This window comes from Mycobacterium scrofulaceum (assembly GCF_002086735.1).
Classification (GTDB): Bacteria; Actinomycetota; Actinomycetes; order Mycobacteriales; family Mycobacteriaceae; genus Mycobacterium; species Mycobacterium scrofulaceum.
The window spans coordinates 94,019-104,758 of the sequence record NZ_MVIJ01000017.1 but is presented as its reverse complement, the minus strand read 5'-3'; the positions used below and the strand labels follow the sequence as shown (position 1 = coordinate 104,758).

General features: G+C 58.9%; 9 protein-coding genes and 4 tRNA genes. 7 read left to right on the top strand and 6 right to left on the bottom strand.

The annotated features are described in order from the left end of the window. Positions 1–207: 207 nt before the first annotated feature. The 4 genes from BST44_RS13630 to BST44_RS13615 all read right to left on the bottom strand — a co-directional run bounded on the left by BST44_RS13630 (position 208) and on the right by BST44_RS13615 (position 1,609). Positions 208–1,080: a HipA domain-containing protein gene (locus tag BST44_RS13630; protein WP_224113137.1), complete on the bottom strand. Its 873-nt coding sequence runs from the start codon at positions 1,078–1,080 to the stop codon at positions 208–210. Positions 1,081–1,327: 247 nt separating this feature from the next. Continuing rightward, a tRNA-Phe gene (locus BST44_RS13625) sits at positions 1,328–1,404 on the bottom strand. Between the two features lie 26 nt (positions 1,405–1,430). Continuing rightward, positions 1,431–1,507, bottom strand: a tRNA-Asp gene (locus BST44_RS13620). Between the two features lie 29 nt (positions 1,508–1,536). Beyond that, positions 1,537–1,609 (bottom strand) — tRNA-Glu (locus BST44_RS13615). Between the two features lie 124 nt (positions 1,610–1,733). Between BST44_RS13615 and BST44_RS13610 the strand changes: the two genes are divergently transcribed. Next, positions 1,734–1,809, top strand: a tRNA-Lys gene (locus BST44_RS13610). A gap of 779 nt (positions 1,810–2,588) precedes the next feature. Then, positions 2,589–3,659, top strand: coding sequence for a hypothetical protein (locus tag BST44_RS29570; RefSeq protein ID WP_132160400.1), 1,071 nt, complete (start codon positions 2,589–2,591; stop codon positions 3,657–3,659). Positions 3,660–4,015: 356 nt separating this feature from the next. Here BST44_RS29570 and BST44_RS13605 read toward each other — a convergent pair whose 3' ends face one another. Then, complete coding sequence (locus BST44_RS13605; RefSeq protein WP_083177634.1) at positions 4,016–5,191, bottom strand: hypothetical protein; 1,176 nt, start codon at positions 5,189–5,191, stop codon at positions 4,016–4,018. A gap of 217 nt (positions 5,192–5,408) precedes the next feature. Between BST44_RS13605 and BST44_RS13600 the strand changes: the two genes are divergently transcribed. Then, positions 5,409–5,678: a DNA-binding protein gene (locus tag BST44_RS13600; RefSeq protein WP_244184808.1), complete on the top strand. Its 270-nt coding sequence runs from the start codon at positions 5,409–5,411 to the stop codon at positions 5,676–5,678. Between the two features lie 689 nt (positions 5,679–6,367). On the opposite strand, the gene BST44_RS13595 is transcribed toward BST44_RS13600, so the two are convergent. Continuing rightward, positions 6,368–6,853 carry a hypothetical protein gene (locus BST44_RS13595; protein ID WP_142274483.1) on the bottom strand — a complete coding sequence of 162 codons (486 nt, stop codon included), beginning with the start codon at positions 6,851–6,853 and terminating at the stop codon, positions 6,368–6,370. A 466-nt stretch (positions 6,854–7,319) separates the two neighbouring features. Here BST44_RS13595 and BST44_RS13590 point away from each other — a divergent pair, with 466 nt between their 5' ends. The 4 genes from BST44_RS13590 (at position 7,320) to BST44_RS13575 (ending at position 10,696) form a co-directional block, all read left to right on the top strand. Continuing rightward, positions 7,320–7,529, top strand: a complete 210-nt coding sequence (locus tag BST44_RS13590) for a hypothetical protein (RefSeq protein WP_083177632.1) — start codon at positions 7,320–7,322, stop codon at positions 7,527–7,529. Between the two features lie 67 nt (positions 7,530–7,596). Further along, the gene (locus BST44_RS13585) at positions 7,597–8,871 is read left to right on the top strand and encodes a DUF3631 domain-containing protein (protein ID WP_083177631.1); all 1,275 of its coding nucleotides are present in this window, start codon (positions 7,597–7,599) and stop codon (positions 8,869–8,871) included. Positions 8,872–9,069: 198 nt separating this feature from the next. After that, positions 9,070–9,942: a hypothetical protein gene (locus tag BST44_RS13580; protein WP_083177630.1), complete on the top strand. Its 873-nt coding sequence runs from the start codon at positions 9,070–9,072 to the stop codon at positions 9,940–9,942. A gap of 94 nt (positions 9,943–10,036) precedes the next feature. Then, the gene (locus tag BST44_RS13575) at positions 10,037–10,696 is read left to right on the top strand and encodes a recombinase family protein (protein WP_083177629.1); all 660 of its coding nucleotides are present in this window, start codon (positions 10,037–10,039) and stop codon (positions 10,694–10,696) included. The last annotated feature ends 44 nt before the right edge of the window (positions 10,697–10,740 follow it).

Below are 10,740 nucleotides of genomic sequence, written 5' to 3'. Positions count from 1 at the left end.
CACGCGATGACCTTCATTCATCCGGCTACGACACGCCGGTCATCACCGGCTCGTACACCACTCTGCTGGACGCAACTAGGTACTGGAATCGATAGCCTTTGGCACCGTGGTCTAGTACGGCCACCGGCGTAATTTAAGCGTCGCCGCCGGTTCCGCCATGCGACAGCGAAGCGTCGCGTGGCCATTGACGTCCGCGATAACAGCAATTCAGGCGAGGACATCGAGCAACCTCTCTCGATTAATCTTGACGAGTTCGACCGTGAAACGGTGCGCAGTCTCCGTCATCCCTGGGGCAGAAGCAAATAGGTCCTCAACGGTCCGCCGTTCAAGCGACAGTATCCGTTCACGCCAGTACTCGCGGGTGCTCGGTCCACAGAGTCTGATGGCGTCGCCTGCCAGGTCCACGAGTGTCTGCCAACGCGTGCCCTTGCGATGCTCAAATCGGCTCGCGTGCCCACGTTCTGCCCATTTCATCACTGTTCCGTCGCGTAAGTGCTCGGCGCGCAGTTCGTCGCTCAACGTAAAGCCGAGGCTAGCTGCGTGGTCGAAAGAGGGCTCGGATACGTCCGGCGGCGGCACAAGGACGGCCCAGTTGCGGTCGTGGCGATCTCCATGCGCGATCAACGCGTCAAACAGGAGATATCCTGCGAACGCATCGAAAGCCCGAAACGACGTAGGCATCGATGAGCCTGGCGGTGATCCAAACCGTGTGAGTGCCTGCCTGATAGAGCCGACATTGTATCCGCGCGCTTCAGGATCAGTCGGGTCGTAATCGATAACCACCTCTGGCATTAGCGCCTGCCCTGCCTGCAATTCCCACTCTGGCAATCGCACGTCTTCAACCAATGCGCCACGCACCCCGCCCCGAGTGGCTAGTTCGACCGTGGCCGCCGGCACTCCGACCAGCCGAGCCATCTCGCTTCCGAGCTTCTCCACAGTGTCTTCCCCGAGGGAACGATCGCGCTCTGGCCGTGCGGGTTTGAACAGCCAGGTACGCTCTCTCGACGGATGTTTGAGCCAGTCGTGCGGATGCTGGCCCTGGCTCTCGAGGCCAGCGACAGCCCAGTCGTCGGCAGCCACGACTGACCAGCGAACGGGCACGACGCAATTGTGCCTCGCAGGTGCTAGTGCAATCGCCACTGGCCACGCGCATGTCGCGTAGGGCTCCGCTCGAAGACAGCGGAGAGTCGAGGGGGACGGATCCGATACAGAGTTGGCAGCGACGGCACCTCGTTTTTGGCCCCATATTGGCCCCATCGCCGAGTCCGAATCGGTGATGACGAGTTCGTAGACAGAGCGAAAAGGGGCGCTGAAATGCACAGATACTTGGTGGCCAGGGGCGGGATCGAACCGCCGACCTTCCGCTTTTCAGGCGGACGCTCGTACCGACTGAGCTACCTGGCCGGAAGGCATGGTGTGCCTCGCCGATTTGGCGACCCTGACGGGACTCGAACCCGCGACCTCCGCCGTGACAGGGCGGCGCGCTAACCAACTGCGCCACAGGGCCTTGCTGCTGCTCCGCGTCACCGCGTCGCGTACCCCCAACGGGATTCGAACCCGTGCTACCGCCGTGAAAGGGCGGCGTCCTAGGCCACTAGACGATGGGGGCCAGAACCGAATCACTCCGGGGTACTCGCAACGTGGTTTCGTTGGGAGCCACGTCAGCTTAGGTCACCGCGGGCCCAATCCTCAAACGAGCCGTCTTTTGGGTCCAAGTATCCTGAATCTCCGCGGCCCCTATAGCTCAGTTGGTAGAGCTACGGACTTTTAATCCGCAGGTCCTAGGTTCGAGTCCTAGTGGGGGCACCAAGGCAAATGTCCAAGTCAGGGCATTTGCCGCGCAGTACCGACAACCGGCCTTCCCGGCATGGCCCGGCAGTCAGCGTCAGCATCGTGTCAGCAGTCAGGTGACTCACGTCGACTGAAGCCGACGCGGGCAAGGCAAGCCGCTGAAAGGGGCAGAACGAAGCACCCCGTCCCCTGGCAACGATCACAGCTGTCACACCCGCACCATGCCCCGTAGTTACCGCAGGCCGGAGGGTTGCGGCTTTCGTAGCCAGGTCCGCTACCAACGCCAGCAAACGGCACGCGCTTATCGTTAACGGCTTCTAAAGGGCTGAAAGCGGCATTGATGTGACAGATAGCTACTTATGGGTAATGGTTTCGGCGTGCCGCTGACGACGGCACTAGGGCGCAGGAAAACGGCGCGCGACCGATTGAGTCGGCCCACGAGAGCAGCACGGCCAAGCGGAACGCAAACAGTCCGGCGTTGAAGTCACGGCCCTTCGGGAGGCACGCGCGAGAACGCGGTCCACCTTTCACCGTTCGGTGTGAGGGTGCGCGTTTTCCGCACCTTGACAACTTCACAGTGCCCCGCCTTGGGCTGGGCCAGTTAGACATGGAGCCGACTTTGCATCCTGCGTCTACCCGAACACGGACGAAGTAGGCGCGAGGCAATTCGTGCTGAAGGGGGTACGAGCCCGACGACCCGGCCGTACTGGAAGCCCTAGAGCTGGTACGGCTGCAACCGGCGATGCTGCCCAGGAGCCCCTTACGCATCTAAGCCTGCCGGAATAGAATCTCGTGCCGTGACGGGAGGCACCCAGTTCGAAGGCCAAGCGTATGTCTTATCTCCAGTCGGACTAGCGGATTCTGCGCCCGCGGGCAGCTACGCCTTCCGCAACCGTTTCGACATCACAAGCAACAGCCGTTTTAACGTATCTGACGGAACGTACATCCTAAGCGATGCGCAAGAGTACGTTTGCTTGACATCCACCTTAGGGTCAAAGACGATCAAAAATTGCACTAGCCTTGCCTTATGGGGAAGCGCCTACGCAGATTTTGACACAGCGTTGATTGCGGGACGTAAATGGCGTCAAATTGCTACCTGGATATTTGCGCAGCTTGCGATAGCATGCGATTTCGGTGACGATGATGAAGAGAATTTGAACCCACTCGACAATGTACCACTACATATTCGGTACAGTGTCGGCATAAGTGACGATGATCGCGCGTATAGAGACCGCGTGGGATTGCTGGTTTTTCCGGTGCACCCCCGCGAACCACGGTTCGTCTACTTTGCGTATGAAGCGGTTGGCCTGTCGGGCTTAGGCGATTTGCCGAACCTGATCACGAAGGCTCAGCACCAGCATAGTACGCCGTGGCCGGAGCAGCTACGCCTTGCCTGGGACTTGGTCCATGCGGGATTGGGTGACCCGAATCCGGAGGCAAAATACATTCTGACAGTCACCGCTGTCGAGGCCTTAATTCCGTATCGAGAAGAACACGCTCATCTGTCTGGGCTCCTTGACGCTTTAAAGCCGATAGCTGACGGCCTTGCGCAATTCGATGAAGACACGAAAGAAGAGGTTAAAAAGCTTCTTCAGAACAACAAAATGAATTCTGTCCGTAGATATGGACTTCAGCTTGCTGATCGCCTACCTGGAACCTATGACGGCCTGGCACCGAAGAAATACTTTGACAAAGCCTACGGCACGCGCAGCGACCTCGCGCACGGCAACCTGAGAAATAAAGCTAATCTTACTAAAAGTGCGCTAATCCACCAATACGATGAACTACGTCGCTTCGTTATAGATATTCTAGATTCCTGGGCCGCGAACCCAAATTTCGCTTCGCCACCTAAAGCAGCTGGAAAATAAAGGGAAACCGAGGCCCTAACGGACAAGTAATTCTAACGGGGTCTGTTGGACACCTTGATGTGCTTCTCGCACGGCGGACCGGTACCGCGATACCGGCCACCTTCAGACGGCGGAGCACCTCTGAGTTCCTTAGGCTCGAGGCCCGATCCCCACGAAAATTCCGATGCCTCAGCGTCAAGGGCGTCCATGTCCATCGCGTGCCGGGGGTTGTAGTCAGATACTCCCGGCATCCTGTGAACCTTCCTGAAGCGCAGTTGTACTAGCAGTACGGTTCTCGACGCCGGCTAGGACAGCGTTGGCCGTCGCCACGGCAACGATCACCGCGGACAGGTTGGCCTGCAACCAATCTGAGGGTGTCATCTCGGGATCACCGGGACCGTGTAATTACCGCTGGCCTTGATTTGCGTCACGCAAGCCTGGCCGCGACGGCGCACACCCACACCAAAGCTGCGCTGGAAAAATGCATCCTGGATCGGGTAGCCAGGAACGCGGCCGGGAATGTTTCGCAGACCTCGATACTGGGTCTGCACGTGCTCGCGAAAGCCGATGGCGTTGTCAGGGCTGTTGGCTCCGTAGGTTGCGACCACGGCGAAGTAGTCCTCAGCGATGAAATCGGATTGGATCACCCATACCGGGCCGTAGGAGCCTTGCACCTTGAGGCCGTTGTACGACTCCGGTGCCACCTGGCCGACGATCTCGTCGGGTGAGAAGTAGGCGGGAGCGCCAGCGCTGGGAATGTAGTCGTGTTTGGCGATGATGTCCGGCGCGTTCTGCACCCCAGCTTTGAACGATGCCACCACTTCGGCCTGGGCCGGGTTCATCAACGCCAAAAGCTTTGAGTTGGGTTCGGTCCCGTAGCCGTGCTCGGTGACCTGACGGATGGCGGTTTCCAGGTCTCCGGAGTCGATAGTGTCGCTACCAGATACCAGGTAGTGCTGATGACCTGTGGTGAAATCCTTGCCCAGATACGCGGGCGGAACCATCGAATCACCGTTATAGAGACCGTAAACCGTGTGGCCCCATTCGTTTGAGGTCTGCGCGGGATCAAACAGGCGCTGCAAGATGGTGCCGGTGGTCAGCTTGTTGTCGGCTTCCAACGCATAGTTGGCAACGGCGCGAACCTGCTCGGCCGTAGAGTCCCTCAGGTACTTCCACGTCCAGCGTGACGCCTTGTCATAGTCCTTGAACGTGTAGCCCATGAGCGCGTAATCAGCTGGCGGACGGATGGACTCGGGCTCACCGAACTCGGATGCTTCCTCGAAGCTATCGCTGGACCTGCTTTGCGGGATGGCGTCGGCGGTATTAGTCGTGTTGAACGTCAGAAGGCGTGTCAGAGCACTACGTTCGGCGTTCCAAGCCCTCACCACTGCCGCGACTTCGTCCCAGATGACATTTAGGTCTACGCCGTCAGCGGTGGTATTGACCAGCACGTCGCCTTCAGTGGCGTAACCGCCTTCCGCGCCGTACGGCGACAGATGCAAAAGCGACTGCAAGACATCGGGGTTGATTCGGGGAGTCGTAAGAGCACTCATTTGTGCGAGCCTTTCCAAAGTTGTTCTGTAACACCAGGCTCGCAAGCGCGGCCCGGACTGAAAGGACTCTCAGCCGCGCCTGCGCTAGGTGCCGACTCACGCCGTACAGGAACTTACGCGGTCCATGCCGCCGCCCGCTGAAACCACTTATAGCGCACTGAGATTCAGTGCGCATCACCCAATTTCGGACCGGACGCGCGGGCTGGGGTGGGCTATCATGGGCATCAGCGGCCGAGTGCCGCAGCCGATTTCGGAAGGCTTTATCAGAGAGCACATTACGATCATGACACGAACCGCGTCCTTCACTCAGTACCTCGATCTGCAAGAGGCCGTCAGGTACCTAAACTCTCTTGGCTTCACTGCGGCCACCGTCGAAACGGTCAAGTACCACGCCTACTACACCGGCAAGCTTTCCCGTCCGAAGATCGTAGGGCGCAAAGCCTATTGGGGCCGGGAATCGCTTGACGCTTTGGTAGAGGCGCTGTGATGCCATAGCAATACGCCACTACGAGAGCAATTGGATCGAATGAAAGGAATCGTAATGCATCAACTTAACGAAACATGGGAAAGAATCCATGAGGCTAACCAAGCCGCCGGGGTGCGCGTCGACTATACGGTGGCAGAACGCGACCAAATCGAAGCTTTAGCTGATGACCTGAATCGACAGGTTGAGCGCTATCCGGTAGTTCACGCCTGGCGTACCAAAGATGGCTCCCAGCTGGAGTTTTGGTGCAAGTACTGCAAGACTCACCACGTTCACGGGCGGCACCTCGGCCCGTCACGCATAGAAGCAATAAACCGTTGGGACGCTGAAGACAACTGGGTCCCGCGCAGTGATGCTGTACTACCGCACTGGCTTTGGATATCTCATTTGCAGCAATTTGCTGACTGTAGGTATAGCGACCGTGTACCCGGTGGTCGCGGAGTCTGCACCTGCCCAGTTGGTGGCGGCGACGGTCACCGGGTAGCACACTGCTGGAACCGGGAACCGGGCAGCTACTACGAACACGGCTATGTCTTATACGAAGTAGAACCCGACGATGCCAGGGCGTCACATAAGCCGAAACGAGTTCGCGAGTAGGAGTTTTGCGTGGTCTAACGCGCAGCCCGGCGCGACTGTCTAGGTGTTTGCCTGCCGAAATTCTCCGCCTGAAATCTCGATCACGGCAACCTGTCTCATGGCAACTGCGGTGTTCGGTCACCGAGCAGTCGATCGACTACGGTGCTCAGACGGTACTGATCGAAATCGGCCTCTGCCCGAACTTTGGTCGCCCCTTTTGGCTTCTCCCCGATGTACCACATCAGGGTTGTGGTGCCGGCCGAATCCTTGCCTCGCGCCTCGCGCAACGCATCATCGATTGGCAGCAGCCACACCAAATCGCGCGGCAAATCGACCACCGCAAGCCATTGGGCTTTGCAGGTCACCGGGAATGGCCACCAAACCTGTGGCGGCTCCTTGGGGCCCATCGCGTAGTTGTTGTTGGTTGCCTTGACCTGGATCGTGTGCGCCTCCCGGGTTCCCGGTACGTACATCGCCAGATCGATCCCCGAGTCAGTAGTGAGTCGCGCACTATCGATCCCACGCTTTATCAGGTGGTACTGCACAAATAACTCACCAGCTGCGCCGATCGCTTGAGTGCCAAGCTTCGCCTGTTCGGTCATCGTTTCCTCCCCTGCTGCTCAACCGATAATAAATGTAAGGGTCACGACACAAGCCACAAACGCCCAAGCCGAAGGCAGCGAGCAGGTGTCAAGTCGATACTCCAGTCGTGATTAGGCCGATTCCGCGCTGGGGGGCCGTTGTGGTTCAGCGGCGAATTCCGGTGGGGTGCGGGGTCGTGGTCGCTTTGGCAACCCACGTTGCGGTTGTGTGAAAGCAGACCCTGCACTGCCCTAACCCCCGATTACAGGGCCGGAAATGCCCTAACGGTCCCTGTAGGAAGCTACCAATCTTCCGTCCTTGGAACTGCCGCATTGACCGCTATGGTCGCTATGGCTGCTGAATCACGCTGACTGCCAACATGTTCCGGCGTCGACCTGCTGCTTTGCCCACGTTCGTCGGCTAACGTCAGATTTGCCGCAGGTTGGCGAACGTTTGGCCCAACCGGCAGACCATCGGAGAGAAGAAATGCCAGCACCAACACAACAGTTCTATGACCGCGCCGAAGTAGTCGCCATCGCACATGCACGCGGTTTGAAACACATCACCGAAAACTCAGTGGTTAGCGCTGCGTACGTAGGTAGCAAGCCGCTGAAGAGAACCAAGATCAACGGTCGGATCTACTACGCCCACAACGATGTTGAGGCGTGGCTTACCGGCGACCGACTGGCTGATTGAGCCATTAAAAAGCGAGACCGCCCAATTGCGTTGACGGACATCGGGCGGCCTCGAGAAGGAAGATGACATGAATCTACCGGACGCAAACGCCAATGTCGCCCACGACACTGAGAAGCAAATCGACGGCGCGGAACTGCTGGATGAAATCGATGAATTTCTATCCCGCTACGTGATCTATCCCAGCGAACACATGCGGCACGCACACACGCTGTGGATCGCGCACACACATTTCATGGAACTGTGGGACTCCACACCACGAATCTATTTCAAGTCACCAGAACCCAGCAGCGGCAAAACCCGCGCGCTGGAAGTCAGTGAGCACCTCGTATTGCGCGGCTTCATTGCCCTCAACATGAGCGCAGCGGCACTAATTCGCAAACTCGGCGACAAACCCGAGAACCGGCCCACGCTGCTGGTTGATGAGGTAGACACCATCTTCGGCCCCAAAGCCGGAGATCATGAAGACATTCGTGGCGTGATCAATGCCGGACACCGCAGAAGCGGAACGTCTTCTCGGTGCGTGGTGCAGGGCAGCAATGTGGAGGTTGTAGATTTCCCCGCCTACGGCGCGGTGGGTCTTGCTGGCTTGGACGATCTTCCGGACACCATCATGAGCCGCGCCGTGGTGGTGTCAATGAAGCGCCGCGCCTCTGGCGAGACGGTCAAGCCCTGGCGCATTCGGGAGGACGAACCCAAAGCCGCGCTTCTCGGCGCCCGTCTTGCGCAATGGGCACTGCAGGTCAAGCAAAAACTCTGGGACGGAAACCAATACGTAGTCGCGTGGCCGGACATGCCGGAAGGGATTGCCGACCGGGCGGCGGACTGCTGGGAAGCATTGCTGGCGTGCGCATCGTTTGCGGGCGGTCACTGGCCTCTGACCTGCGACAATGCGGCACTTGCGGCACTTGCGGATCTGCGAGACATGGGGGAGCCGACCAGCACCGGCGTGCAACTGCTGGCCGACCTCCACCGAATCTTCCTCTCTAAGAGGGGCGAATCCCTCATGAAAGAGAACACCAAACCAGCTCTTAAGACGCCGCAACTCCTCAAAATGCTTGAGAGCCTTGATGAATCACCCTGGAAAAGCTACCGCCGTGACGGAACTCCGCTTGGCTCTAGGGACTTATCGCAACTGCTGAAGCCCTACGGAATCAAGAGCACCAACATCTGGTGGAGTACCGACGCCAACAGCAGGGGCTACTACCTCGCCGCATTCGAGGATGCTTGGTCTCGGTACGTCAAGGAACCTGAAGCCGAAACCCAAGCACAAGCACCCGCCGCCAACAACGGGCACCACATCGATGATGAATCAATTCTCAAGAGCACGAAAGTTGAGTTTTAACTTATGAAGTTTGAGCCGCCGCAGAGGCCCGTCTTCGCCTTCTGCCGACAATCCGCAAGATCCACAAGCTCCGCAAACCCCAAGTCAGAGCACGCGCTGCCTGGCGGCACTGGCGGCGGTTTGCGCCAGGATGCGGCACCCGCAACACCAACGGACCAGAGATGCACGACCGCGATCTGCCAAGAAGGGACTGGCGCGATGAACCATGACGAGAACAACATCATCGACGTAGAGGCCGAAGAAATCCGTGAGAGCGACTGCCTTCCGGCTGTCATTCCACCCGATGCATCAAACTCTGAAGCCATCGAACTGCCCAATCGGCAGGACACGCTCCTAGCTGATAACCCGGAGAGGAGGTGTGTGGCAACGAACAGCCGGGGCGAACGGTGCCGAAAGTTTGCGATTTACGGTAGCACGGTATGCCGGACCCATGGTGGCGCGACCAAGAGGGTCAAGGAGGCTGCGCGCATCCGCGTGGAGAACGCTTCAAACCGCCTGATGGGAAAGCTCATTGAGTTCGCCTTTGACGACACCAAGCCGCCCGATGTGCAACTGAAGGCCATCCAAAACAGCTTGGACCGCGCTGGCCTAAAGCCACCAGCGGAAGTTGTACTGTCCCAGGGCGAACAGCCATCGCCCTTCGAGCAGGTATGGGACAGCATTGGCGGAAGGCCTAATGACGCTTTAGGTTACGGCGATTCAGCCGGCAACAGCACCGAATCTTTCACCCAAAGTGACGTTGCGTCCTTAGGCCGACCACCGACCCTGCACACCCAACCCGCACCCGAACCGGACACACTGCGCGCGCGGACATGCCCGGAAGGCAGTAGCAGCGTTAGCGCCGATTGGCCAGCTGATGAGCAGCCCCAGTCATCTTGGGATGGCGGGCCGCTAGGACAGGGCAGGTCGCGCGAATTCGACCGCGAGAAGCGCCAGCAGCCACGCGAGGTGCACATCACCGGCGAGTTCGCCATGCGCCTGGCGAACGAAGCGAACCGGCAAGCTGGCGTGTTCGAGCAGCGAGCGATAGAGGACGGCGGTCGGGGTCACAGGAAGTACCGCAGGCCCTAATTCGAGCCATCTTTCGAGGTAGAGCGGTCGGCTATAAGTATTCGGTGAGGTGGGTGACGCTCGTCATTCGCCACAACCGACACCCGGAGAGAACATGAGCACAGCAAACGCCGGCTATCCAGCGCCGAGAGCAATAGGCTACCTACGCGTTTCGACCAACCGGCAGGCCGAAAACGGTTACGGTCTTGAGGCGCAACGGGATCAAGTTGAGCAGTTCTGCGCTGCCAACGGTTTCGAGCTGGTCGGCCTGCACGTCGATGTCATGAGCGGTCGCAAGACCGATAAGTTGTACGGACGCATTGCCGCTGTGACGGCTATCCAGGCCGGTATCGCGAACGTGTTGGTAGTCAACACTCTTGACCGCTCCAGCCGCAGCATGGCAGACGGTGCGAAGCTTGTGGCCGACGCCAAAGCCGAAGGCTGGCGAATCGTTGGCCTGGATGGAACCGATAGCGACACAGTGTCTCAACTGGTCGCGCACGCCAGGCTGCTAGTCGCTGAGGAAGAACGCGAGCTCATCTCGAAGCGCACCAAGCAAGGTCTCATCAAGGCCCGGCAGGCCGGAAAGCAGCTCGGCAAGCCTTCCACTATCGACCGCTGCACCGTTGACCGGATCGTCGAATTGCGCAGTGGCGGTTTGGGAACCAAGGCCATCGCGAAGGCTCTCGATGTTGCCGGCATTGCCGCCCCGCGTAGCAACACATGGAGTTACAGCACTGTTCGCGGCGTGCTCGAACGTGAGGGTGTGGCGTGATGACCGTGCAACCAGGTGACCGCGTACGGATCACAGGCACTATG

Coding starts and splice junctions, on each gene's coding strand:
- BST44_RS13605 (WP_083177634.1), bottom strand. CDS start 5,191: ATGAGTGCTCTTACGACTCCCCGAATCAACCCCGATGTCTTGCAGTCG.
- BST44_RS13600 (WP_244184808.1), top strand. CDS start 5,409: ATGGGCATCAGCGGCCGAGTGCCGCAGCCGATTTCGGAAGGCTTTATC.
- BST44_RS13595 (WP_142274483.1), bottom strand. CDS start 6,853: ATGACCGAACAGGCGAAGCTTGGCACTCAAGCGATCGGCGCAGCTGGT.
- BST44_RS13590 (WP_083177632.1), top strand. CDS start 7,320: ATGCCAGCACCAACACAACAGTTCTATGACCGCGCCGAAGTAGTCGCC.
- BST44_RS13585 (WP_083177631.1), top strand. CDS start 7,597: ATGAATCTACCGGACGCAAACGCCAATGTCGCCCACGACACTGAGAAG.
- BST44_RS13580 (WP_083177630.1), top strand. CDS start 9,070: ATGAACCATGACGAGAACAACATCATCGACGTAGAGGCCGAAGAAATC.
- BST44_RS13575 (WP_083177629.1), top strand. CDS start 10,037: ATGAGCACAGCAAACGCCGGCTATCCAGCGCCGAGAGCAATAGGCTAC.